Below are 23,060 nucleotides of genomic sequence, written 5' to 3'. Positions count from 1 at the left end.
CGGAAACGGATTCCCACCACCTTTTCGCGGCTTGGACGCATATCGGGTCGGCCGTTGACGGCAATCCATGAAACCGCTTACCGTAGGTGCCCCCTGACAGTCGGGAGACACCGATGGCACTCTCCGGGCGACCCCTCACCAGACGTCTCGTGCTCGGCACGGCCGCCGCGTCGGCGATCACCGCCCTCGGCGTGGCCCCGGCGACGGCCGCGGGCCGGTCTCCGGCCGCCGACGACGAGTTCGACACGCTGCGCACCCGCTGGCGAAACCTGTTGACCGGCACCGGATTCGACGCCACCGCGCAGCCGTACCGCAACGCTCTGGCCGCGCTCGGCACGCAGGCCGGCGGCTTCGCCAAGGCGATGACCGCGACCCTGTGGGCCGACCTGCCGCTGGGCAAGGTCTCCAACAACATCACCCAGAGCTACAAGCGGCTGGCGACGATGGCCCTGGCCTACGCGCAGCCCGGCACCGGCTTCACCGGCGACGCCGCGCTCGGCGCGCAGGTCACCGCCGGCCTCGACCAGTTGGCGACGACCGCGTACACCCCGAACACCGCGACCTACGACAACTGGTGGGACTGGCAGATCGGCGCGCCCCAGGCCATGCTCGACGCCTGCGTGCTGGTGTTCCCGCTGCTCAGCGATGCCCAGCTGGGTCGCTACAACGCCGCCGTCGACCATTTCGTGCCGGACTCGGCCGTCGCCGTCTACACCGGCACCAGCACCGGCGCCAACCGGGCCGACCTGTGTCGGGTGATCGCGCTGCGCGGGGTGCTCGGGCGGTCCTCGGCCAAGATCGCCACGGCGTCGTCAGCGCTGTCGCCGATCTTCCCGTACGTCACCACCGGGGACGGCCTGTACGCCGACGGCTCGTTCATCCAGCACACCTGGGTGCCGTACACGAACTCCTACGGCGAGGTCATGCTCGGCGACTTCAGCCGCCTGTTCACGCTGCTGGCCGGCTCCACCTGGGCGGTGACCGATCCACAGCGCGGCACCGTGCTGGATGCCGTGCAGCACGCGTTCGCGCCGTTCATCGTGAACGGGCTGGCCATGGACGGCCTGTCCGGGCGGGCGATCAGCCGCGGTCTCCAGGGGGCGAGCCCGACGCCGCAGAGCGATCACACCCGCGGGCACCTGCTGATCTCCGACATCCTTCGGCTGGCCGAGTCCGGCGTCGGCACGGCAGGGCAGACCGCGGCCTGGCGGGCGATGGTGAAGGGCTGGTTGCAGCGCGAGAAGTTCCAGCCCTGTCTGGAAGATCCGGGTGTCGGCGTGCCGGAGCTGGCGCGGGCGCAGGCGCTGCTCGCCGACGGCACGGTCGCCGGCACGCCGGAACCGGTGGGGCACCGGGTGTTCGGCATGGACCGATCGGTGCATCGGCGTCCACAGTGGACAGCGGCGATCAGCATGTGCTCGGCGCGCACCACGTACTACGAGAACGGCAACGGCGAGAACCTGCGCGGCTGGCACACGAACGCCGGCATGCTCTACTGGTGGGGCTCCGACGACCAGTACTCCGACGCCTTCTGGCCGACGGTCGACCCGTACCGGCTGCCCGGAACCACCGTCTCCACCAGGAAACTCGCCGACGGCTACGGTGGCGCCTGGGGTGCGCCGAAGCCGGCCGCGACCTTCGCCGGCGGCGCCACCGACGGCGTGTTCGCCGCGGTGGGGCAGGACGTTCGCGGGCTGGGCAGCACGCTGGTGGCCAAGAAGTCGTGGTTCTGCCTGGACGATATCGTGGTCTGCCTCGGCGCGGGCATCACCGCCACCGACGGCGTGCCGGTGGAGACGATCGTGGACAACCGGCGGGTCAGCACCGAGGCGCTGGTCGTGGATGGGCAGAAGCAGCCGCGCACCGACGGCTGGTCCCGGCAGTTGCGCCGGGCGCGCATCGCCACCGTCGACGACACCGCCAGCTACCTGTTCCCCGGCGGGGCCACTGTGAACGCCGCCCGAATCAGCCGCACCGGGGCGTGGCACGACATCAACACGTCCAGCAGCACCCAGCCGATCACCCGGGACTACCTGACGCTGTGGTTCGACCACGGCGTGGACCCGGTCAACGCCACCTACAGCTACGTGCTCATGCCCGGCGGCGGACGGCCGCAACTGCGTCTGCTGCCAAGGATCATCGCGAACACCGCGACGGTGCAGGCGATCGAGGACCCGGCCACCAACACCATCGCCGCCACCTTCTTCGCCGCCGGCACCGCCAGTCCGCTCCACGTGGACGCCCCCTGCTCGGTGCTGATCCGCCGCCAGGGCCGGACCCTCACCGTCGCGGTGAGCGATCCGACCCAGACCGCCAGTTCGATCACCGTGACCTACGAGGGAAGGACCTTGGTCAAGGCCGACGTCGCGGGCGCTCGCGGCGCCAGCCAGGTGCAGACGATCCGGAAGTGGTGAGCAACCATGTGGCGCATCCCCACCCTGCTGGCCGCCGCGGCCCTGACCCTCGCGCCGGCCCCGAAGATCACCGTGCTCGACAGCACCTTCTACAGCAACGTCTCGCTCGGCGCGACCCGGGTGAACGTGGTCTACGACCCGACCGACCAGAACGACGACACCAAGATCCCGACCCTGGCCCAGATGCGCACCGCGGTCGACGCGCACGGCACCGACACCAGCCAGATCGTCGTGCTGGACTTCGAGAAGTTCTATCTCCAGGGCGACTCCGCGACCGAGCAGCGCCACCTGACGTCGATGCGCCAGGTGATCAACCTGCTCAAACAGATCCGGCCCGGTGAGCGCTACGGCATGTACGGCGTCAGCGACCACTACGACAGCAAGTATCTCGCCGACGTGCAGAGCCTGGAAGCCGGCTCGTACGCGTACTTTCCGACGAACTACACGTCCACTTCGGACACTGCCGCGGCCTGGACTGCGACCACGACCACCAAGGCCGCATCCGCCCGTCGAGTCGGCGCCAAGCCCGTCTACCTCTTCGTCTGGCCGGAGTACCGCCAGGGCGGCTTCCTGCCGGCGTGGGACAGCGAGACCACCTCCGCGCATCCCAGCTTCAACCACGAGCTGTCCACTGTGGAGTCACAGGGGCTGGCTGGGGTGGTGGTGTGGAGCATGGCCAAGTCGGCGTCCAACACCGAGTGGACGAACGTCGTGCACGACTACCTGACCGGGGTGCTGTGACCCTCGGGCTCAGCGGGATTGCCGCGCCGGCCGCAGGGTGGTCGAGATCGTCTGGTGGTAGGTCTGGCCCCGGCTCATCCCGAGCGCGGCGGCGATGGGGCGGTGGGTGAGGGCGGTGGCGATCAGGTCGCCGATACGCGGGGACAGGGCTTCGCCGAGCAGCAGCATGTTGGCCATACGCGGCAGCACGACGCGTCGCCGCCGGTGTCGGACCGCGGCCACCACGGCGCGGCCGACAGCGTCGGAGGACAGGGGAGTCATGTGCCGGAACGGCGGGGGCATCTCCGCTTCGTCGACCTCTCGGAGCAGGTCGGTGGCGGTGAGGGCCGGATGGATGGCGGAGACCTGGATGTTGCCGCCGGCCACCTCCTGACGGAGGCTGTCGGAGAAGGCGGAGACGCCGTGCATCACGATGGCGTACGAGCCGAAGCGGGCGAAGGCCTTGCGGCCCATCACCGAGGACATGTTGACGATCGCGCCCGAACCCTGGGCCCGGAACACCGGAAGAACGCGCTGGGTCACGCTGATCATCCCGAACAGGCTGGCCCGCAGCGTCTGGTGGAGGTCGTCGGTGAACGTCGCCGACTCGACGTCGCCGACCTTGCCGATGCCGGCGTTGTTGACCAGCACGTCGATCCGGCCGAACCGGCTGGTCGCGGCGTCCACCAGGGCGGCGACGGCGTCGGGTGAGGTCACGTCGGTCGGCACCGACAGCGCCTCCGCGCCCAGGCGGCGAACTTCCTGCTCCACCAGGGCAAGCCGGTCGACGGAGCGGGCCGCGAGCACCAGATGGGCTCCTTCCCGGGCGAAGGCGAGGGCGACGGCCTGGCCGATGCCCCGGGACGCCCCGGTGACCACAACCACCTTGTTCTTGAAGAACGCGGGCATCTGATCCTCCTTGATGTAGATACAACATTGGGTCGTGAAAAACAGGCAGTCGTCGGGCTGGTGTGCTCAGGCGTCCGGCGCGTACCCCATGTCGGCGGCGATCGTGCGAACCGCGTCGACGCCCGTCGTGCCGAGCAGCTGCTCGGTCTGGCGCTGGGCCTGCCGCCAGTCGGGCAGCGCGGACTTGACCTTGGCTCGACCGGCGCCGGTCAGCGCCACCTCCCGCATTCCCTTCGCGTCAGCGGAAATGGCCTCGATCCAGCCGTGGTTGAGCAGCAGGTTCAGGTTCCGGCTGACCGTCGACCGCTCCAGTTGCAGCACCTCGCCCAGGCGGGCCGGCGGGCACGGGCCGGTCTTGCCCAGCGCGGCGAGCAGGTTGACCTGGGCGATGGTCAGTCCGTGACGGTCGAGGGCGCTGTCGTAGAGGCTGGTGAGAGCCCGGCTGATCAGCCGGATTCGCACCGCCAGGCAGTCGCCCACGATCTCGTCGATGGCAGCGGCGCTCACCTTCCCCAGTGTTGTATATGCATCAATCAGCTGTCAAGTCCGGTGCGACCGGGCGCAGGCGGGCCAGCAGCTCGCGGCGACCGGTGACAGCCAGGCCGAGCCGGCCGGCGACGTCGAGATCGATCAGGCCGTTGAGCAGGCCGAGCACGGCCCGCGGCGGTCCCTCCAGGGTGAGATCCGGGTCGTCGGCGCGGCCGATCCGGGTGTGGACCTGGCCGTCACCCAGTTCGATGACGGCCGGCTCCTCGCCCGCGACGAGCTGGATGACCGCGGGCGGGGCGTCGGGGTCGGCGTCGGTGGTGAACCACTCCGGGGCGTAGGCCAGCCACTGCGCGCGAAACGCGTCGTCCGGCCGCTCCTCGGCCATGAACCGCAGGCCCCACAGCCCGAGCGCCTTCAGCGCCGGGGCCAGGGCCAGGCCGGTCTCGGTCAGCGTGTACAGGACGGTGGCGATCGGCGGCGGCGCGTCCTCGCGGGTGATCAGCCCGGCCCCCTCGAGTTCCTTGAGGCGGGTCGACAGCAGGTTCGGGGCGATGCCGGGCAGTCCGTTGCGCAGGTCCGTGAACCGGCACGGGCCCTGCAGCAGCAGCTCTCGGACGATCAGCAGCGTCCAGCGGTCGCCGACGACGTCGAGGGCCCGGGCGATCGAGCAGTAGTGGCCATAGCTGCGCATGGGACCAGGGTAGGCGTCAAGAACTCAATCGCGAAGTAGAAAAAATCAACCAAGTGTGTGTAGTCTTCAACCATGAGCCCCGTGGGGGCTGTCACCTCGTCGCTTCGACGGCGTCCTCAAGTGCCGACCGGCGCTGGCGCGCGTCCTGACCCGAAAGAGGCAGCAATGACGAGCAAGCCTCGTATCGCCCGATTCCTGACCGCCGAAGCCCTGATGGCCGCCGCGCGGTGGCCCAACGCCTCGCCCCGCACGGTGGTCTCCCTCATCGGCCAGCTCGCGGCGACCCGCCGCTATGACGAGGCATACGCGTTTTTCGACGAACTCCCCGGGCATCCGCTGCTGCTCGCGGCGGCCGGGTTCTTCCAGGCCAGGCTGGACGGCCAGCTCACCGACGCGATCGACAAACTCGACAAGGCCGTGGCGGCCGGACCGGGCCTGCCCAACTACTTCCGTGGCACGGTCCTGGCCCAGCTTCCGGTGGAGCACGGCCGAACCGACGACGCCATCGCCGATCTCGAACTCGTGGTGGCACTGCCCGATCGCTTCCCTGTCGGCCTGCGACGGGCCGCCCTCCGCGCGCTGGCCGACGCCTACCGGCTGGCCGGCCGGACCGAGGACTCGGCGGCCGCGCTGGACAAGGCCGGCCTCCCGGACCAGCCGGCGCTGACCACCGACTACTGGATGACCGAACAGGACGGCTTCCGTTTCACGCTGCCGACGTTGCGTCAGCTCGCCGACAAGGTCTTCGTGGCGCAGGGCTACGACTTCGCCGACATCGCCTTCGTGGTCACGGAGAGCTCGCTGGTGGTCATCGACGCGGGCAGCACCGAGGAGAACACGCGGGCGGCGTTGCGGGCGGTCCGGGCCGAAACGACGCTGCCGATCAGCCACGTGATCCTCACCCATGGGCACTTCGATCACGTCGGCGGGCTGAACGCGCTGCTGGGACCCGGGGTCGAGGTGATCGCCCAGTCCGGCCTCGCCGAGGAGGTCGAGCACCAGAACGACCTGCCGTTGCAGTGGAAGCGGTTCATGCCCGCCGGGGCCGACCACCGCGTGCAGGCCGTGCCGGACCGGCTCGTCGCCGAGCCGCAGACCCTGACCATCGGTGGTGTGGACTTCCGGCTGATTCCGGTGCGCGGCGGCGAGACCGACGACGCGCTGCTGGTCCACCTGCCCGGGCGGGACGTCACCTTCGTCGGTGACGTGTTGATGCCCTACCTCGGCGCGCCGTTCTTCGCCGAGGGCTCCGCGGAAGGGCTGATCGACACGCTGCGGATCATCGAGGAGCTGCGGCCGCGGGTGCTCGTTCACGGACACCCCACCCTGACCGCGAACTTCACCGTCGACGTGATTCCCGCGCTCCGCGCGGCGTTCGACGATCTCTACCAGGTGATTCGCGCCGACATCCGTGCCGGCGCAACGGTTCTCGACATCCTGGACCGCAACCACCTGCCGGAGGTGCTGCGGGCCAACCCGGACGCGGTGCTGCCGTACCTCCTCATGCGGGACAACATGATCCGGCGGGTGCAGCGGCAGCGCACCGGCTACTGGCAGCCCGACATCGACAGCATCGACCCGGTCACGCCGACCGAGTGGGCCGGCGTCCTCGACCTGCTCACCGGCGGCGAAGAGGCCACCTACACACGGGTCATCCAGGACCTGCTCGACCGCGACGATCTGCCGCCGGCGCTGCGGCTGGCCGACCTGGCCCTGCGCAACAACCCTGCCAGCGGCCGGATCGCCGAGCTGCGCCGGGAGGCTCTGCTGCGGCTGGTCGAACGAAACCAAGCGTTGGCCCCGTTCAAGTTCATCGTCTACTCCGAACTCGCCGGCCTCACCGTGCCGGCGTTCCAGGACTGACGCACGCGGCCGATTTCCGTTGAAGGGGAACCAAGAATGAGGAAGTACCCGAGAACGTCGCGCGCGCTGGCGGCTCTCTCCCTGGCGGCGGTGTGCGCTGTGGTCGCGGCCCCGGCGCAGTCCGACGCCGCCGCTCCCCACCTCGCGGCAGCGGCCGGTCCGCCGACGACTGTCGTCAACCCTCGGCAGGGCGACGCCACGTACGCGAACTACACGTTTCGCGATGGCGAGACCCTGGCCCAGCTGCGACTCCACTACGCCCTGCTGGGAACCCCGCACGAGAACCAGTACGGCGTCGTCGACAACGCCATCCTGTTGCTGCACTGGACGGCGGCCAGCAGCCAGGACCTGCTGACACCGGAGTACCAGAGCGCCTTGTTCGCGGCGGGCGCCCCGTTCGACACCACCCGCTATTTCGTGATCATCCCCGACGACATCGGGCACGGTCAGTCCAGCAAGCCCAGCGACGGGCTGCGGGCCAGCTTCCCGCACTACGGGTACCAGGACATGGTCGACCTCCAGCACAGGCTGGTCACCCAGACCCTGGGCATCTCCCATCTGCGGGCCGTCGTCGGCATGTCGATGGGGTGCATGAACGCGTGGCAGTGGGCGGAGGCGTATCCGGACGCGATGGACGGCATCATGCCGGTGGCCTGCTTCCCGGCCCCCATCAGCGGCCGCAACCTGTTGTGGCGACGCGTCATCATCGACGGGATCACCTCCGACCCCGCCTATGACGGCGGCAACTACCAGCAGCAGCCGCCGTCCATCGCCCTGGGGGTCAACCTGGTGCAGATGATGATGGACGGGGTGCCCCACCTCCAGGACCTGATCACCTCGCCCGAGGTGGCGGACCACTATGTGCAGGCCGTGACGGCGCAGGCCGCCGCCTACGACGCGAACGACGTCATCTACGCCTTTTCCGCGTCGGCGGACTTCAACGCCGAGCCGGACCTGGGGCAGATCAAGGCCAAGGTGTTCGCGCTCAACTTCGCCGACGACGAGTTCTACCGCGACAGTCTGGGGGTCCTCGAACGGGACATGCCCAAGGTCCAGCACGGAAAGCTGGTCGTCCGGGCCACGTCGGCCGGCTCGGCCGGGCACATCTCCATGGAGCACCCCGACCTGTGGAAGAGCCAGGCCGGAGACTTCGTCAACTGGCTGAACGCGTCGATGTGACGCAGACCACTCAAATCTGAGAACCTGGACGGCGGTCGGGGCGTCTGGCTGGGTGCGTACCGGGGAGAGGCGAGGAGCCCGCGTGTTTCGACCGCGGGCTCCCGCGCCGATCCCGGCCACCGAGCGAGGAGAGTCCATGCCTTTCAGTAGGGGTGTCCGACGAGCAGTCGGGGTTGCCGGTGTCGCGCTGGCCGTCCTGGCGTCGACGGGGCTGACGGCCAACGCGGACACCACCGCGTCGCTGCGGGACCAGGTGCGCGGCGGCACGCTGGCGTGGACCCACGGCACGGTCCCGACCTGCGACCGTTGCCTGTCGCGGATGGTGGCCGCCGCGCCCGGATCCGACCAGCCGCTGTCCACGGACACGTCGGTCGGCTGGGGAGCCGACGACCTCGCGACTGCCCTGCACATGCCCGTATTAGACGCACCCAGCCGGCGCGGGGTGGTGGCGATCATCAGTGGCGGCGCTTACCCGATCGAGGAGTCCGACCTGGCCATCTACCGGGCCCGGTACGGGCTGCCGCCGTGCACGGTGGCCAGCGGCTGCCTGACGATCACCGACCTCAACGGTGGACCGCCGCTACAGCCCACCAACGCCAAGTACGACCAGGCCGGCGCGGCGGAGGCGGCGATCGACATCGACATGGCCTCCGCGAGCTGCCCGTCGTGCCGGATCATCGACGTGCAGGTGCCGGCCATTGACGGCATCCCGGGGCCGGTCGAGCAGCTGCACAAGGCGATGGGCGACTTCACCCACGCCGTCGACACCGCCATCGCGCTGGGGGCGGAGGCGGTCAGCATGAGCTTCGGCTTCCCCAACGACAACTCGCCCGAGGCCCGGGAGATCGACCGGCGGCTGATCCACCCCGGCGTGGCGGTCATGGCAGCCTCCGGCGACGCCGGTTTTCGCACCACCAACGAGATCACCTGGCCGTCCGACCTGCCGTGGGTGACCTCGGTCGGCGGCGTCACGCTCACCCAGCAGGGCAAGGACTTCAGCCAGTCGGCGTGGTTCGCGGCCGGCAGCGGGTGCGACACCAACCAGGGCGCGGCGATCGGTGCACCGGCCAAGGTGGGCGCCCTGTGCGGCGGCCATCGGGCCTCCGCCGACGTGTCGGCCGTCGCCGACGATGTCGCCGTCTACATCGGCTACGCGCCGTACAGCAACCGGCCACCCAAGTGGATCGCCGCCGGCGGCACCAGCCTGTCGTCGCCGTACCTCGCGGGTCTGTACGCCCGCGGCGGGCACACTGGGCGGGTGTTCGGCCCCAACACGATCTACCACGCGCCCAGCGGCGCCTTCAGCGACGTGACGACCGGTCAGAATGTCGGCGACCGCGTGCCGGAGCAGAGCTGCCCAGCCGACGCTCAGCCGCTGTGCATCGCCGGACCGGGCTGGGACGGCCCGACCGGCGTCGGCACGCCCAACGGGCTGTCCGCCTTCTGATGTCCACTGTGGACCCGGCCGGTGTCGACGAGGAACGCCTCGTCCGGCGCTTCGCGCGCGGCGACCGGGCGGCCTTCGAGGAGTTCTACCGCCGCACCTCGCCGTGGCTGGTCGCCCGCCTGCGCCGGCGGTGCGCCGACGACCAGATCGTCGCCGAGGTCGTCCAGGAGACCTACCTGGCGGTGTGGCGGGCGGCCGGCTCGTTCGAGGGCGCGGCCGTCGGCGGGTCCGCGGTCGGCTGGCTCTGGACGATCGCCGCCCGCCGGCTGGTCGACGCGTTCCGGCGCCGCGCCTACCACGCGCAGCCGCTGCCGCCGGCCCCGAACGTGCCCGGGGCCGAGGAGCAGGCGCTGTGGGGGACCGTCGGCGACCGGGTCGGCGACGCGCTCCAGACGCTCGCGCCGGAACTGCGCCAGGTGCTGCTGGCCCTGGTGCTGGACGGCCTGAGCGTGCGGGAGACGGCCGTGCTGCTCGGCCTGCCGGAAGGAACTGTCAAGACCCGAGCCCGCCGCGCGCGGCTCGCCATGCGAAGGGCGCTGTCGTCATGAACCACGCGTCGGATCAGCTGATCGAAGGCTACGCGAGCGGTGCGCCCATCCCGGACCAACAGACGTGGGCGCTGGAGGCGCACCTGGAGGCGTGCGGGACGTGCCGGGCCCGGCTGGCCGCCGTCCAGCCGGGCCAGCCGCTGGTGGACCTCGCGTGGGCTGCCCTGCTGCCGTCACTGGACCGGCCGCCGGCCCGAACACGCAAGCTGGTCCGGTGGCTGTCGACGTGGGTCACGCCGGTGATGCTGCCGTGGCTGGTGATGAGCGTCCTGGTGGCGTTCGTGGCGGTGTTCCTCGACACGGTCGTCCGGCTGGACGCGATCGGGGTGACGGGGGTGCAGCTGGTCGCACCGGTGCTGCCGGTGCTGGGCGTCGCGGCGTCGTGGGCACGTGGACTGGACCCCGCCTACGAGATCGTCGCCGCGTCCGCGCGGGCCGGCCTGTACCTGGTCTTCCGCCGTACGGCCGCCGTGCTCGCCGTGGTCATGCCGGCGTTGCTGGTCGCCGGCTGGCTCACCGACACCGAGCTGGTGCTGTGGCTGCTGCCCAGCCTGGCGTTCACCGCCGGCACGCTCGCGTTCGGCGGGCTGGTCGGGGTGAGCCGGGCCGCCTACGGGCTCATCGCCGTCTGGGTCCTGGCGCTGGTGCTGCCGACGGTGGCCGTCGGACAGCGGTCATTCGCCTTCACTGCCAACGCGTTGCCCGTATGGGCCGTGATCTTCGTGCTGGCCACCGTGGTCGTCGCCCTTCGCCGGGGCGCGTTCACCCGGCTCGGCGCACACCGATGAACAAGGGAGACAAGAGCATGCGTGCTCTGGGAGCGGTCGATCTCGCACCCGACACCTACGCCTGGGAGATCCAGGCGACCGGGCTGAAGGTGTTGGTGGGACGCAAGCGAATGGCCGTGAACGGCCTGGACCTGACGCTGGGCCGGGGAGTGCACGGCCTGCTCGGCCCGAACGGGGCCGGCAAGTCCACGCTGATCAGGACGATGGCCACCGTGCTGCGGCCGACCGAGGGCAGCCTGTCGCTGCTGGGCACCCCGGCCGGACACGGCGACCAGCGGGCGCTGCGCCGCCGGATCGGCTACCTGCCGCAGAACTTCGGCTACTACAAGCGGTTCACCGTGCGGGAGTTCGTGGAGTACCTGGCCTGGCTGCGGGAGATGCCCAAGCGGGACATCCCGGGCGCGGTGCAGCGGGCGATCGAGCGGGTCGGGCTGGCCGATCGGGCCGACGACCAGATGAAGACGCTGTCTGGCGGCATGGTCCGCCGGGTCGGCATCGCGCAGGCCATCGTCAACGACCCGGAGGTGCTGCTGCTGGACGAGCCGACGGTCGGGCTGGACCCGGCGCAGCGGGTGCGGTTCCGGGAACTGATGCAGCAGCTGGGCCAGGACTCGTGCGTGCTGATCTCCACGCACCTGGTCGAGGACGTTGCCACGGCCTGCTCGGACGTGGTGCTGTTCGACCAGGGCCGGCTGGTGTTCCAGGGCACCCCGGCGGAGCTGGCCGCGGCCGGCACGCCCGAGCACGTCGGCGACAGCCCCATCGAGCGTGGCTACACCGCGCTGCTCAACCACCAAGCAGACAGGGCGAACTGGTGACGAGGATCTTCCGCATCGAACTGCGCCGCTCCGTCGCGCCCTGGGCAGGGCTCGCGATCGCCGTGGTGGCGCTGGGTTATCTGTTCCTGATGTCGGGGCCGTGGTGGAAGGAGCCGGCGCCGTGGTACGGACAGACCACGACCACCGTGCTGTGGCTGCGGTCCATGATGATGTTCCTGTGGCCGATCGTGCTCGGCCTGGGCGTGATCCAGGGCATGCGAGACGGCCGCTCCGGCGTGACGGAGCTGTTCTCGACGACGTCGCGGCCGGGGTGGCAGCGTGCGGCGAAGCTGGCCGGCGCGGTCGGTCTGCTGGTGGCGCTGGGAATCCTGGTGGTGTTCCTGGCCGGCGCGGCCGAAGTGGCCTCGTACGGCGGGTTCTTCTCGTGGAGCTTCGTGCCGGTGCTTGTGGTCAGCGTGCTGGTGGTGGTCGCCGGGGCGTCGATCGGTCTCGCGGTCGGCCGGCTGCTGCCACATCCGTTGACCGCGCCCGCGCTCGCTGTGGTGGGCTTCGTGCTCTCGCTGATGTGCTGGGCGGCGACGGAGAACGGCATCAGTTCGCCATTGGGCACAGTCGTGCCCCCGAGGCTCGCGCTGCTGGGACCGGCGTTCGCCGAGCCACGCAGCGTGTTCACGACCCTGACCGCCTCGGTCGACCTCGGGCAGGCGGCCTGGCTCATCGGTCTGGCCGCGACGGGTTTCCTGTTGCTGGCGGCCAGGTCCGTGCGGGCCAAGCTGCTCGGCCTGCTGCCGGTGGTGGCCGGCGTGGCGGTCGCGCTGCCGCTGCTCCCGGCGACCGCCGCCGACGCCCTGACCACGGACACCGTTGCCGCGCAACAGGTCTGTGATGGTCCGGTCTGTGTGGCCCAGGTGCACCAGGCCCAGCTGGCGACGTTTTCCGCTGTGGGCAAGGATGTACTGGCCAAGCTCGGCACGCTGCCCAATGCTCCGACCCGGATCGAGGAGTCCACGGCGACGATGGTGCCGGACCGTGACCCTGCTGTGGTGTACGCGGACATCCAGACGCACAGCGAACTCGCGACGGTCAGCGCGGATGGTCTGCGTCGCTTCCTGCTCGCCGGCGCGGGCACACCGGTCTGCACGCCGTACTACGAGGTGCGTCCGCCGGCAACCCTGGCCCGGATGATCTCGGCGGCGTACTTCACCGGCGACTTCTCGCTGCTGCCCGGCGACTACTGGTTCGACCTCGGCCCCGATCGCGATCTCGGTGCGGCCCAGGCCATGTGGGCGAAGTTCCATGCGCTGCCGGCGGACGTCCAGCGGACGCGGATCATCGCGATGCGCCAGGTCTTCCTCACCTGCCAGGGCAACCCGCTCGACGCGCTGCTGCCGGGAGATGGCCGGTGAGGTGGGCCGTGCTCTACGCGCGGTCGCGGCAGGTGCCCGTCGCGGCCGCCGGACTGGTGGCGGTCGTCGTCGGGGTATGGCTCCTGTACCGGAACTCCTGGTCGGTGCTGCCCGCGTCGCTGGCGATCACGGGCGGGGTCGCGATCGCCGCGATCGGGCTCAGCGGCCAGGACGTCGACCTGGACCGGACCGCCGCCATCCGGTGGCCGGTCCGTCGGCTGGCGCATCTGTTGCTGATCGGGGTGGTCACCGGCGTCCTAGTGCTGGCCGCCCAGCAGTTGGGCGGCTCCCCGGTCGACACCTGGCTGGTGGTGCGCAACAGCGCCGGCGTGCTCGGCCTGGCCGGGCTCGCCGCCACCCTCGCCGGCGGCCACTTCGGCTGGACCCTGCCGCTGTTCTGGTTCGCGGTGGCGGTTGTCGTCCCGGAGTCGGCGGATCCACCGGTCCGGACCCAGGTCGTGGCCTGGATGCTCCAGCCCGGCGACTCAGCGCCGGCGAACTGGACGGCCATGGTGGCCGCGATGGTCGGGCTCGTGGCCTACACGTGGTCCGGCGGACGGAAATAACCCGGTCACTTGCGGCTGCCCTCTCCACCTGCCACTCCCGTGCCAGTGCATCCCTCACATACCGGTTGCTTGCATGCGTACCCGTGAGCGTTCCAGGAAAACGCCGGTGTGACCGCGAGTGTGCCGGGTAGCCCATGGGGGAGCGGCCCGTGCACTCGGCGTCGCGAGCCACGCGTCGTGAGCCACGTAGGGAAGGAGACACCATGGTCATCACCGGTCTCGTGCTGCTGATCATCGGCTTCGCGCTCAGCATTCCCGTGCTGTGGGCGATCGGCGTGTTCGTCGCCGCAATCGGTGTGGTGCTGGCGTTTCTCGGCAGCTACGGGCACCTGGTCGGCGGCCGCGCCCACTGGTTCTGACGCGACAATCCGAGAGAGGCAGTGATGTCCGAGCAGTTGCGCGGCCGCACGGTCGCGATCCTGGCCACGCACGGCGTCGAGCAGGTGGAACTGGAGGAGCCGAAGGCCGCGGTGGAGCGGGCCGGCGGCACGACGAAGCTGGTGTCGCTCGACGAGGGCGAGATCCAGGCGATGAAAGCTGACGTGAACAAGTCCGACACGTTCCCGGTGGACCTGGTCGTGGACACGGCCTCGGCGCACGACTTCGACGCGCTGATCCTGCCCGGCGGCACCACGAATCCGGACCAGTTGCGGCAGAACCGCCGGGCGGTGGAGCTGGTGCAGGACTTCTTCGAGGAGGGCAAGCCGGTGGCGGCGATCTGCCACGGCCCGTGGCTGCTGGTGGAGGCGGACGTGGTGCGCGGCCGGACGCTGACGTCCTATCCGAGCGTGCGCACCGACATTCGCAACGCCGGCGGCGCGGTGGTGGACAAGGAAGTTGTCATCGACGACGGCCTGGTCACCAGCCGCAACCCGAACGACCTGCCGGCGTTCTGCGCGGCTCTGGTGCACGAATTCGCCGCGGCGAAGCCATGAGCGACGGACGGAACGGGAGGACGAACATGGCCGACACGACGCGGCCGTTCACGACGACCGACGCCGGCATTCCGGTCGAAAGTGACGAGCACTCACTCACGGCCGGGCCGGGCGGGCCGGTTCTGCTCCAGGACGCCTACCTGATCGAGCAGATGGCGCAGTTCAACCGGGAGCGGATCCCGGAGCGGCAGCCGCACGCCAAGGGCAGCGGGGCCTTCGGCCGGTTCGAGGTGACCAACGACGTCAGCCGGTACACACGGGCCGCGCTGTTCCAGCCGGGCGCGACGACGGAGCTGGTGGCGCGGTTCTCGACCGTCGCCGGCGAGCGCGGCAGCCCCGACACCTGGCGCGACCCCCGCGGCTTCGCGCTGAAGTTCTACACCTCCGAGGGCAACTACGACATGGTCGGCAACAACACGCCGGTCTTCTTCATCAAGGACCCGATGAAGTTCCAGCACTTCATCCGGTCGCAGAAGCGGCGGGCCGACAACAACCTGCGCGACCACGACATGCAGTGGGACTTCTGGACGCTGTCGCCGGAGTCGGCGCACCAGGTGACGTGGTTGATGGGGGACCGGGGCGTGCCGCGGACCTGGCGGCACATGAACGGCTACACCTCCCACACCTACATGTGGGTCAACGCCGCCGGCGAGCGGTTCTGGGTGAAGTACACCTTCAAGACCGACCAGGGCGTGGAGTTCCTCACCCAGCACGAGGCCGACCAGATGGCCGCGGTGGACACCGACTACCACATCCGGGACCTGTTCGAGCACATCGCCGCCGGCGACTTCCCGAGCTGGACGCTGTACGTGCAGGTGATGCCGTACGAGGACGCGGCGGGCTACCGGTTCAACCCGTTCGACCTGACCAAGGTGTGGCCGCACCGCGACTATCCGCTGATCGAGGTCGGCCGGATGACCCTGGACCGCAACCCCACCGACAACCACGCCGAGATCGAGCAGGCCGCGTTCCAGCCCAACAACCTGGTTCCCGGCATCGGCCCCAGCCCGGACCGGATGCTGCTGGCCCGGCTGTTCTCCTACGCCGACGCGCACCGGCACCGTGTCGGCGCCAACTACCAGCAGTTGCCGGTGAACGCGCCGATCGTGCCCGTGCACACGTACGCCAAGGACGGCGCGATGGCGTACCGCAAGACCACCGATCCGGTGTACGCGCCCAATTCCAAGGGGGGCCCGGTGGCCGACGCCGACCGCGTCGGCAGTCCGCCGAGCTGGTCGGTCGACGGCCGGATCACCAGGTCCGCGTACGTCTCGCACGCCGAGGACGACGACTGGGGCCAGCCCGGCACCCTGGTCCGCGACGTGATGGACGACGAGGCCCGCACGCGCCTGGTGGACAACGTGGCCGGCCATCTGCTCAACGGCGTCAGCGAGCCCGTGCTGAAGCGGGCCTTCGAGTACTGGCACAACGTCGACAAGAACATCGGCGATCGTGTCGAGCAGGCCGTGCGCGCCAAGCAACACGACAAGGACCCGCAGCCGGCCCGCCGCGGCATGCGGGCCAAGGCGTGACGACCGTCGCGAGGCAGTGACAACGCCCGTCATCCTGCTGTCACGTCACTGCCTTCCCGGCCCGGTCATCGTGATCACCGTGCCACGAGCGCCACAGCTTGCCGTAGACGCCGCCGGCGGCGACGAGGTCGTCGTGAGTGCCGATCTCGATCAGTCGGCCGGCGTCGAGCACCGCTACGCGGTCCGCGTCATGCGCGGTCTGCAACCGGTGGGCGATCGCGATGACCGTGCGCCCTCGCAGCACGGCCGCGAGGGCCTGCTCCGCCTCCCGTGCCGTCGTCGGGTCGAGCAGCGCCGTGGCCTCGTCCAGGATCAGCGTGTGAGGGTCGGCCAGCACGACGCGCGCCAGCGACAGCTGCTGGGCGCGGGCGCTGTCGAGTTGGCCGTCCGCGGTGATCTCCGTGGCCAGTCCCGCCGGCAACTCGGCCACCCAGTGCGCGCCGACCACGGCCAGCGCCGTGCGCAGCTCCTGATCGCTGGCAGCCGGCTTCACCATCAGCAGGTTGTCCCGGATCGTGTCCTGGAAGACGTGGTGGTCCTGGGTCACCAGCACCACCTGCTCCCGCAGCCGGTCCGGCGGCAGGTCCGCCACGGGCACCCCGCCCACGGTCACCGACCCGGCCCGTGGCCGGTCGAGGCCCGCCAGCAAGCGGGCGAGGGTGGACTTGCCGGCCCCGGAGGCGCCGACGACCGCCAGCCGCTCACCGGCCCGCACCACCAGGTCGACGCCGCTGAGCGCGTCTCGACCGCCGTCGTAGGCGAAGTGGAGGCCGCGCACCTCGATGCGGTCATCCTCGGGTTCGGCCGCCGACCGGGGCTGTTCGAGCGGCACCTCGGCCAGTCCCTCGACCCGTGCGTAGGACGCCGTGGCGGCTTGCAACTGCTCCACCCACAGCGTCAGTGTGTCGAGCGGACCCATCAGTTGCCGCAGGTACACCGTCGCCGCCACCACCGTGCCGACGCTGACCAGACCGCCCACCGCCAAACCCCCACCCACCAGCAGAACGCCGACCACGGGCAACGTGGCGGAGACGTCCAGCGATGGGAACAGCACCGTGCGCAGCCAGAGCGTCCGCAGGCGGGCTGCCCGCGCCCCGGCGATCACGGTTTCCGCGGCGTCGGCCCGCCGGGCCGCCAACGCCAGTGCCTCGATCGTGCGGGCGCCCTTGGCTGTGCTGGTGACCACGTCGGCCAGCCGCGCGCCGGCGGCCGCCTCGGCGAGATAGGCCGGCCGGGCCCGCCGCAGGTACCAGCGCAGCGCGGCTGCGACACCGATCAGGCACAGCAGTCCGCACAGCCCGAGCCGCGGGTCCAGCACCAGCACCGCGGCGATCAGGAACAGCGCCTGGACGATGGCGATGAGCACCTCGGGCATGGCGCGGCGCAGCGTCCCGGCCACCATCGAGGCGTCTGAGCTGCCGCGGGCGATCAGGTCGCCCGCGGGCACGTGCTCGGCGACCGACGGGGGCAGCGCGAGGGCACGCCCCAGGAACCGCTCACGGATCCGGCTCGCGGTCCGTTCGCCGAACCGGTACCCCACCGCGAACGCCCACCGGGCAAGCAGCGTCTGCACGACGGTGAACACCAGCACGCCCAGAGCCAGCCGGTCCACGACGCTCACCGCGTCCCCACGGCCCAACCGGACCGTGTCGACTATCTGGCCGAGCAGCCACGGCGCGACCAGCCCAGCGGCGGAAGCGAGGCCGTTGAGCAGCAACAGTCCCGCGACTGCGCCGCGTTCGGCGCGCACGTCGCGCCACATCGCGGCGCGCACCCGCGCCGTGCCGGCCGCGGGCAGCGTCGCGCTCACGCTTGCACCGTCCCTTCCTGGGTGCGCGACACCAGGTCGCGATAAGCGCGGTTGTCGCGCAGCAGCTGTTCGTGGGTGCCAGCCGCCGCCACGCGACCGTCGGCGAGGAACACGACCTCGTCGGCTTGATCCAGCAGCAGCGGCGAGGTCGTCGTGATCACCGTGGTGAGGCCGCGCCGCGCGGCGCGCAGCCGGTCGACGATGACGGCCTCGGTGTTCGCGTCGACCGCCGAGGTCGGTTCCACGGCCAACAGCACATCCGGTCGGGCGTAGACGGCGCGCGCCAGGCGAAGCCGCTGTCGTTGGCCGCCGGACAGCGTGCTGCCGCCCGGGGCGACCGGCGCGTCGAGGTGGCCCGGCAGCGCGTCGACGATGTCCTCGGCCACGGCTACCCGCACAGCCGCGTGGATCCTGTTGTCGTCAGGGGCGTGCCGGCCCGCGACGGTGTCCCGCACCGTGCCCGCGAACAGCTCGGCATTGGTGTCGGCCACGAGCAGCCGTTCCCGCAACTGGTCCGGCGCCACCGCGTCCACACGGACGTCCGCCCAGGTGGCGTCGGTGTCGGTGAACCGGCCGAGCCGGTCCACCACGGCGATTGCTTCCTTGGGGCGTGCGCTCACCAGTGCCGTGAGCAGTCCCGGGCGCACCAGGACGCCTGAGACCGGGTCGGCCAGCGGGCCCTGCCCGCTCGGCGGTTCGACCGGCGCGCCGAAACCGTCGTGTTCGGGCCGCAGGGCGAGCAGGGTGATGATGCGCCGCGCGGCGACCAGCGCGCTGGTGATGTCGCCGCCGCCCTCGATGAAGGCCGACACGGGCACGACCAACATGGCGACATAGCCGTACACCGCGACCAGGTCGCCGACGGTGATCTCGCCCTGTGCGGCCATCCGTGCCGACAGCCACACCACCGCGGCCAGGAACAGCGCGGGCAGCCCGCCTGCCAGCGACGTCACCCAACTCGCCGGGCTGCCGACCTGGTAGCCGCGCACCACCAGCTCCCGTGACTGCCGCCCGTAGCGCTCGGCCGCGATCTGCTTGCCACCGAGGCCATTGAGCACGCGTAGTCCACTGAGGACATCCACCAGCCGCGTCGTCAGCCTCCCCTGGTGCGCGCGGTAGTCGGTGCCGGTGCGCTCGATGCGCCGCAGCAGCGGTCCGATGGAGACGGCCAGCAGCGGGACACCGGCCAGCACGATCAGGGCCAGCACCGGCGAGATGGTGGACAGCACCACGGCTACCGCGGCGTAAGCCACGACGGCGCCGAATCCCGGTCCGGTCACCGTCATGGACCGGGCGACGATCTGCACGTCGGCGATGCCGATCGTGACGACCTCGCCGGCGCCGACGCGCTTGGACAGGCTGGCGCCCAGCCGTGCCGTGTGCCGCACGACCGCGCGCACCGTCCGGAACGACGCGTCCATGCGGATCTTCGTCATGGTGCGGTGCCGGGAGATCGCCAGGACGGCGTTGAGCACACCCACCGCCAGCAGTGTCATGGACCAGCCGACCAGCGCCGTGGTGTCGCCCGCGACGAGTCCGTCGTCAACCACATGGGACAGCACCCAGGGGGGCACGGTCAGGCCGATCATCCACAAGCTGCCCAGGGCCGCGCCGACCGCGATGCGCCGCGGCTGCGAGCGGACGAGCCACCAGAGGAAACGGGCGGGACTGCTCAGGTCACGGGGCCCGGGAGCGACCCAGCCCCCGACCGCTGACGCGTCGTTCTCCGGCACCACGCCAGCCTATGAGGCCATGCCCTCACTCCGACGGTCGTTCGGAACGTTCGTCGACGGCGTAGTCGTGCATCGCCTCGATGACCGAGTCCAGGAAGCCGAGCACTGTTCGCACCTGGTCGTCGTCGAGTTGTCCGGCGATCTCCTCGACGCGGTCCACCAGCGGTGTCAGGGCGGCTCTGACTTCCTTCCGCGCATGGTCGGTGGCCTGGAGCGCGATCCGTCGGCCGTCCCGCGGATCGGGGGTGCGGGTGAGATGGCCGGCCGCGACCAGCCGGTCGACCAGGACGGTCGCGGACGCCGAGCGGATGCCCAGCCGGGTGCCCAGTTCGACCGGGCCGAGCGGGTCGGCGCTGGAGACCACGTGGTCGACCGCCTGCACGTCGGTCACCCGGACCCCGAGCCGTCTGGCCAGCGCGGCCTGCATCTCCCGGCCGGCCTGCAGAATCCGGCGCAGCGCGAGGTTGATCTCCCGCCCGGCCACGTGATCGTCGGACATGCCTCGATGGTAGCTAGGAATCCTAGCTAGGTGTACGGTGCCGGACATGGCTAGAAGTTCTAGTGACATGGCGGACGGCCCGAGCCTGGACGAGATCCGGGCGATCAACGCGCGCATGGTCGCGCAGTTGCTGGCCGAGCAGCCGCAGCCGTTGGCGGAGGGGCAGCACGCGGTGCGGGTGCTGGAGAGCAGCGGCCGGGCCAGTGGCCAGCCACGGCGAACGCCGCTGGGCGTGACCCAGGTCGAGGGGTGCCACTACCTGGTCTCACCGGATCGTGGCCGTGACTGGGTGCGTAACCTGGCCGCCGAGCCTCGCTGCGCCCTGGTCACCCTCGACGGGCCGCAGCCGCAGATCGCCGTGCCGGTGACCGGACCCGAGGCAGCCGCGGCGATCGGCACGTACCTGTCGACGATGCGCGTGCCGTGGGCGGTGCGGGCGTTCCCGGTGGCACCGGACTCGACGCGCGAACAGATCCTCGCGCACCTGGACACGATCGCGGTGTTCCGCCTGGACCCGACGAACGGCGACGGGCGATGACCGGTCGCGGCTGCGTGGTTGCCGGCGGCGGGCCCGGCGGGGTCATGCTGGCCTACCTGCTGGGACGGGCCGGCGTGCCGGTGACGCTGCTGGAGGCGCGCCGTGACTTCGACCGCGACTTCCGCGGCGACTCGCTGCACCCCTACACCCTCGAACTGCTCGACCAACTCGGCCTGGCCGTCGGATTGCTGGCGTTGCCGCACCACAAGGCGCGCTACTTCCGGTTCCACACGCCGGCCGGATCGCTGACCACAGCGGACTACGGGCGACTGCGCAACGCGTTCAACTACGTCGCCCTCATGCCGCAGGCACGATTCCTGGACTTCCTGGCCGCGCGCTTCGCCGCACTGCCCGGGTGTCGGCTTCTCCTTGGCGCCAAGGTCTCCGACCTGGTGCGCGAGGGCGATCGGGTGGTCGGCGTGCGCTACCGGGACGAGCACGACACCCATGAGCTGCGTGCGGCAGTGGTGGTGGGCAGTGACGGGCGGTTCTCCAAGCTGCGCCGCCTGGCCGACCTGCCCGCGCGGTCCCTCGGCGCGACCAGCGACCTGCTGTGGTTTCGGTTGCCCCAGCACGAAACCGACCCGCCCGACGCCGATGTCGACCTGTTCTTCGGCCGTGACCACTACGTCGGCCTGCTCGCCGGTCCCCAGGGTTGGCAGGTCGGGTACAGCCTGCCCAAGGGCGGCTATCCGGCCGCCCGTGCGGCCGGGGTCGCCCCGATCCGGGAGTTCGTCGACCGGCATGTCCCGTGGCTGGCCGACCGCACCCACCTGCTCACGGATTTCGCCCAGACAACGCTGCTGTCGGTGGACATCTCCCGCGTGGACACCTGGTGGCGGCCCGGCCTGCTGCTGATCGGCGACGCCGCGCACGTGATCTCCCCGGTCGGCGGCAACGGCATCCTGATGGCCGTCCAGGATGCCGTGGCCGCCGCCAATCACCTCGCGCCCGCGCTGCTCGGGTCCGGTGTCTCTGACGCGGTGCTCCAGGCCGTGCAGGACGAGCGTGAGCCCGCCATCCGAAGCGTGCAGGCCCAACAGGTCCAGATCGAACAGCGCGCGGCCCATGCCCGGCACACCGGTCGGCCGGTCGCGCCGCCGGCCCTGCTCAAGGTGATCACCGCGATCCCCGGGATGCGGGCCAGGGCGGCGAAGGCCAACGCCTACGGCCCGTTCCCACCGCGGCTCAACAGCTTGCGGTGAACCGGGATCAGTCGGCCTCGACCTTGGGCATGATCTCCTCCCTGAGGCGCTTGAGGTCGTCGAGCGTCTTGGCCACCGGCACGTCCTGGAACGGCGGCCACAGGAAGGGCATCGTCAGGCCGGCGTCCCGGTAGCGCTTGAGCATGTCGGTGATCTGCGCGGCCGTGCCGGCCAACAGGTTGGTGCCCTTGCCCATCGGGGACTGGTCCAGCTCCACGTCGGTGATGACGAACCAGATCATGCTGCAGATCTCCAGGTCGTCGATCGAGCGGGAGGTGTCCAGCTCACCGAGTTCGCGGGCGATCTCCGCGCGCCAGGTGCGGATGTCCTCCGGCGAGTCCTGGATGCCGATCCAGCCGGACAGGCCGTACTTGGCGATGCGGCTGGCCGAGCGCTTCGGGTCCTTGAGACCGCTGAAGAAGATCGGCGGATGCGGCTGCTGCACCGGCTTCGCGCCGAAGCCGCTCGGGCCGAAGTCGGCGAACTCGCCGTGGTACTCGAACAGCTCGTTGGTCCAGATGCCCTGCATGATCTCCAGCGTCTCGCGGACATGCTTGTGCCGCTTGGGAAAGATGTGCGCGGCGCTGGCCGCGGCGAACTCCTCGGGCATCCAGCCGGACCCGACGGCCACGTTGAGCCGGCCGTTGGATAGGTGGTCGATGGTGGCCAGTTCGGCGGCTAGCACCCCGGGCGCGCGATAGGGCGTGTCGATGATGCTCATGCCGATCCGCACCTTCGACGTCCTCGCCGCCAGCCACGGGATCAGCGGCATGCCCTGGAGGAACTCGCCCCGCGAGGACACCGGTAGGCCCTTGGGGAACCCGTCGATCATGCCGAAGGAATACTGCATCTCCCCGCGGTCGGACACCTCCGGCACGATGATCCGGTCCAGCGTCCACACGGAGTCGAAGTCGAGCTCCTCGGCCAGGCCGGCGAGGTCGCCGAGCTCTCCGACGGTCACCTTGTCGCGGAAATTCGGCAGGTAGAGGGCGAGCTTCATGGTCTGCGG

The 23,060-nt window shown here is 70.7% G+C and carries 22 protein-coding genes; 15 read left to right on the top strand and 7 right to left on the bottom strand.

From position 1 onward, the window contains the following. Positions 1 to 113 precede the first annotated feature (113 nt). Together JJ691_RS16665 and JJ691_RS16660 are read left to right on the top strand one after the other, a co-directional pair. A complete protein-coding gene (locus JJ691_RS16665; RefSeq protein ID WP_211769665.1) occupies positions 114 to 2,414 on the top strand; it encodes a polysaccharide lyase 8 family protein in 2,301 nt (766 codons plus the stop codon). 6 nt (positions 2,415 to 2,420) lie between these two features. Continuing rightward, the gene (locus tag JJ691_RS16660; RefSeq protein ID WP_211769664.1) at positions 2,421 to 3,155 is read left to right on the top strand and encodes a hypothetical protein; all 735 of its coding nucleotides are present in this window, start codon (positions 2,421 to 2,423) and stop codon (positions 3,153 to 3,155) included. Between the two features lie 9 nt (positions 3,156 to 3,164). Here JJ691_RS16660 and JJ691_RS16655 read toward each other — a convergent pair whose 3' ends face one another. The 3 genes from JJ691_RS16655 to JJ691_RS16645 all read right to left on the bottom strand — a co-directional run bounded on the left by JJ691_RS16655 (position 3,165) and on the right by JJ691_RS16645 (position 5,223). Then, positions 3,165 to 4,043, bottom strand: coding sequence for an SDR family NAD(P)-dependent oxidoreductase (locus JJ691_RS16655; protein ID WP_211769663.1), 879 nt, complete (start codon positions 4,041 to 4,043; stop codon positions 3,165 to 3,167). A 66-nt stretch (positions 4,044 to 4,109) separates the two neighbouring features. Beyond that, positions 4,110 to 4,550 (bottom strand): MarR family winged helix-turn-helix transcriptional regulator, encoded by a 441-nt coding sequence (locus JJ691_RS16650; RefSeq protein ID WP_249227983.1) that lies wholly within the window; start codon positions 4,548 to 4,550, stop codon positions 4,110 to 4,112. A 22-nt stretch (positions 4,551 to 4,572) separates the two neighbouring features. Continuing rightward, on the bottom strand, positions 4,573 to 5,223 hold the full coding sequence (locus JJ691_RS16645; protein WP_211769662.1) for a winged helix-turn-helix transcriptional regulator: 651 nt from the start codon (positions 5,221 to 5,223) through the stop codon (positions 4,573 to 4,575). A 165-nt stretch (positions 5,224 to 5,388) separates the two neighbouring features. On the opposite strand from JJ691_RS16645, the gene JJ691_RS16640 reads away from it, so the two are divergent. From JJ691_RS16640 to JJ691_RS16590, 11 genes are all read left to right on the top strand, one after another. Beyond that, positions 5,389 to 7,086, top strand: a complete 1,698-nt coding sequence (locus JJ691_RS16640; RefSeq protein ID WP_211769661.1) for an MBL fold metallo-hydrolase — start codon at positions 5,389 to 5,391, stop codon at positions 7,084 to 7,086. Between the two features lie 36 nt (positions 7,087 to 7,122). Continuing rightward, a complete protein-coding gene (locus JJ691_RS16635) occupies positions 7,123 to 8,265 on the top strand; it encodes an alpha/beta fold hydrolase (protein WP_211769660.1) in 1,143 nt (380 codons plus the stop codon). Between the two features lie 445 nt (positions 8,266 to 8,710). Then, positions 8,711 to 9,712: a S8 family serine peptidase gene (locus JJ691_RS16630; RefSeq protein WP_211769659.1), complete on the top strand. Its 1,002-nt coding sequence runs from the start codon at positions 8,711 to 8,713 to the stop codon at positions 9,710 to 9,712. Continuing rightward, the gene (locus JJ691_RS16625; RefSeq protein ID WP_211769658.1) at positions 9,712 to 10,260 is read left to right on the top strand and encodes an RNA polymerase sigma factor; all 549 of its coding nucleotides are present in this window, start codon (positions 9,712 to 9,714) and stop codon (positions 10,258 to 10,260) included. The genes JJ691_RS16630 and JJ691_RS16625 overlap by 1 nt, the downstream gene beginning before the upstream one ends. Beyond that, complete coding sequence (locus JJ691_RS16620) at positions 10,257 to 11,048, top strand: zf-HC2 domain-containing protein (RefSeq protein ID WP_211769657.1); 792 nt, start codon at positions 10,257 to 10,259, stop codon at positions 11,046 to 11,048. The genes JJ691_RS16625 and JJ691_RS16620 overlap by 4 nt, the downstream gene beginning before the upstream one ends. 17 nt (positions 11,049 to 11,065) lie before the next feature. Beyond that, the gene (locus tag JJ691_RS16615; protein ID WP_211769656.1) at positions 11,066 to 11,866 is read left to right on the top strand and encodes an ABC transporter ATP-binding protein; all 801 of its coding nucleotides are present in this window, start codon (positions 11,066 to 11,068) and stop codon (positions 11,864 to 11,866) included. Further along, a complete protein-coding gene (locus JJ691_RS16610; RefSeq protein WP_249227982.1) occupies positions 11,863 to 13,233 on the top strand; it encodes an ABC transporter permease in 1,371 nt (456 codons plus the stop codon). Before JJ691_RS16615 ends, JJ691_RS16610 begins: the two co-directional genes overlap by 4 nt. After that, the gene (locus JJ691_RS16605) at positions 13,230 to 13,799 is read left to right on the top strand and encodes a hypothetical protein (RefSeq protein ID WP_211769655.1); all 570 of its coding nucleotides are present in this window, start codon (positions 13,230 to 13,232) and stop codon (positions 13,797 to 13,799) included. Before JJ691_RS16610 ends, JJ691_RS16605 begins: the two co-directional genes overlap by 4 nt. 203 nt (positions 13,800 to 14,002) lie before the next feature. Further along, a complete protein-coding gene (locus JJ691_RS16600; protein ID WP_249227981.1) occupies positions 14,003 to 14,158 on the top strand; it encodes a hypothetical protein in 156 nt (51 codons plus the stop codon). A gap of 24 nt (positions 14,159 to 14,182) precedes the next feature. After that, a complete protein-coding gene (locus JJ691_RS16595) occupies positions 14,183 to 14,734 on the top strand; it encodes a type 1 glutamine amidotransferase domain-containing protein (RefSeq protein ID WP_211769653.1) in 552 nt (183 codons plus the stop codon). 26 nt (positions 14,735 to 14,760) lie between these two features. Continuing rightward, positions 14,761 to 16,266 carry a catalase gene (locus JJ691_RS16590; protein WP_211769652.1) on the top strand — a complete coding sequence of 502 codons (1,506 nt, stop codon included), beginning with the start codon at positions 14,761 to 14,763 and terminating at the stop codon, positions 16,264 to 16,266. Between the two features lie 40 nt (positions 16,267 to 16,306). Here the strand turns inward: JJ691_RS16590 and JJ691_RS16585 are convergent, their stop codons facing one another. Genes JJ691_RS16585 through JJ691_RS16575 form a run of 3 tightly spaced genes read right to left on the bottom strand, consistent with a single transcriptional unit; the run spans position 16,307 to position 20,308 of the window. After that, positions 16,307 to 18,076 carry an ABC transporter ATP-binding protein gene (locus JJ691_RS16585; protein ID WP_249227980.1) on the bottom strand — a complete coding sequence of 590 codons (1,770 nt, stop codon included), beginning with the start codon at positions 18,074 to 18,076 and terminating at the stop codon, positions 16,307 to 16,309. Then, on the bottom strand, positions 18,073 to 19,809 hold the full coding sequence (locus JJ691_RS16580) for an ABC transporter ATP-binding protein (protein WP_211769651.1): 1,737 nt from the start codon (positions 19,807 to 19,809) through the stop codon (positions 18,073 to 18,075). Before JJ691_RS16580 ends, JJ691_RS16585 begins: the two co-directional genes overlap by 4 nt. 25 nt (positions 19,810 to 19,834) lie before the next feature. After that, entirely contained in the window at positions 19,835 to 20,308 is a 474-nt protein-coding gene (locus JJ691_RS16575; protein ID WP_211769650.1) for a MarR family winged helix-turn-helix transcriptional regulator, read from the bottom strand. Between the two features lie 46 nt (positions 20,309 to 20,354). Here JJ691_RS16575 and JJ691_RS16570 point away from each other — a divergent pair, with 46 nt between their 5' ends. Continuing rightward, positions 20,355 to 20,846, top strand: coding sequence for a nitroreductase/quinone reductase family protein (locus tag JJ691_RS16570; protein WP_249227979.1), 492 nt, complete (start codon positions 20,355 to 20,357; stop codon positions 20,844 to 20,846). Next, positions 20,843 to 22,051: an FAD-dependent oxidoreductase gene (locus JJ691_RS16565; protein WP_211769649.1), complete on the top strand. Its 1,209-nt coding sequence runs from the start codon at positions 20,843 to 20,845 to the stop codon at positions 22,049 to 22,051. Before JJ691_RS16570 ends, JJ691_RS16565 begins: the two co-directional genes overlap by 4 nt. A gap of 7 nt (positions 22,052 to 22,058) precedes the next feature. Here JJ691_RS16565 and JJ691_RS16560 read toward each other — a convergent pair whose 3' ends face one another. Beyond that, positions 22,059 to 23,051, bottom strand: coding sequence for an LLM class flavin-dependent oxidoreductase (locus JJ691_RS16560; protein WP_211769648.1), 993 nt, complete (start codon positions 23,049 to 23,051; stop codon positions 22,059 to 22,061). Positions 23,052 to 23,060 lie beyond the last annotated feature (9 nt).

The organism is Kutzneria sp. CA-103260 (assembly GCF_018263855.1).
Taxonomy (GTDB): Bacteria; Actinomycetota; Actinomycetes; order Mycobacteriales; family Pseudonocardiaceae; genus Kutzneria.
The sequence above is the reverse complement of the archived record's forward strand: the minus strand, read 5'-3'. Positions and strand labels throughout refer to the sequence as shown.

What these genes read in the sequence shown, in the direction of transcription:
- JJ691_RS16655 (WP_211769663.1), bottom strand. Translation starts at nt 4,043, where the DNA reads ATGCCCGCGTTCTTCAAGAACAAGGTGGTTGTGGTCACCGGGGCGTCC.
- JJ691_RS16595 (WP_211769653.1), top strand. Translation starts at nt 14,183, where the DNA reads ATGTCCGAGCAGTTGCGCGGCCGCACGGTCGCGATCCTGGCCACGCAC.
- JJ691_RS16560 (WP_211769648.1), bottom strand. Translation starts at nt 23,051, where the DNA reads ATGAAGCTCGCCCTCTACCTGCCGAATTTCCGCGACAAGGTGACCGTC.
- JJ691_RS16640 (WP_211769661.1), top strand. Translation starts at nt 5,389, where the DNA reads ATGACGAGCAAGCCTCGTATCGCCCGATTCCTGACCGCCGAAGCCCTG.
- JJ691_RS16620 (WP_211769657.1), top strand. Translation starts at nt 10,257, where the DNA reads ATGAACCACGCGTCGGATCAGCTGATCGAAGGCTACGCGAGCGGTGCG.
- JJ691_RS16665 (WP_211769665.1), top strand. Translation starts at nt 114, where the DNA reads ATGGCACTCTCCGGGCGACCCCTCACCAGACGTCTCGTGCTCGGCACG.
- JJ691_RS16615 (WP_211769656.1), top strand. Translation starts at nt 11,066, where the DNA reads ATGCGTGCTCTGGGAGCGGTCGATCTCGCACCCGACACCTACGCCTGG.
- JJ691_RS16575 (WP_211769650.1), bottom strand. Translation starts at nt 20,308, where the DNA reads ATGTCCGACGATCACGTGGCCGGGCGGGAGATCAACCTCGCGCTGCGC.
- JJ691_RS16570 (WP_249227979.1), top strand. Translation starts at nt 20,355, where the DNA reads ATGGCTAGAAGTTCTAGTGACATGGCGGACGGCCCGAGCCTGGACGAG.
- JJ691_RS16635 (WP_211769660.1), top strand. Translation starts at nt 7,123, where the DNA reads ATGAGGAAGTACCCGAGAACGTCGCGCGCGCTGGCGGCTCTCTCCCTG.
- JJ691_RS16625 (WP_211769658.1), top strand. Translation starts at nt 9,712, where the DNA reads ATGTCCACTGTGGACCCGGCCGGTGTCGACGAGGAACGCCTCGTCCGG.
- JJ691_RS16590 (WP_211769652.1), top strand. Translation starts at nt 14,761, where the DNA reads ATGGCCGACACGACGCGGCCGTTCACGACGACCGACGCCGGCATTCCG.
- JJ691_RS16645 (WP_211769662.1), bottom strand. Translation starts at nt 5,223, where the DNA reads ATGCGCAGCTATGGCCACTACTGCTCGATCGCCCGGGCCCTCGACGTC.
- JJ691_RS16565 (WP_211769649.1), top strand. Translation starts at nt 20,843, where the DNA reads ATGACCGGTCGCGGCTGCGTGGTTGCCGGCGGCGGGCCCGGCGGGGTC.
- JJ691_RS16600 (WP_249227981.1), top strand. Translation starts at nt 14,003, where the DNA reads ATGGTCATCACCGGTCTCGTGCTGCTGATCATCGGCTTCGCGCTCAGC.
- JJ691_RS16660 (WP_211769664.1), top strand. Translation starts at nt 2,421, where the DNA reads ATGTGGCGCATCCCCACCCTGCTGGCCGCCGCGGCCCTGACCCTCGCG.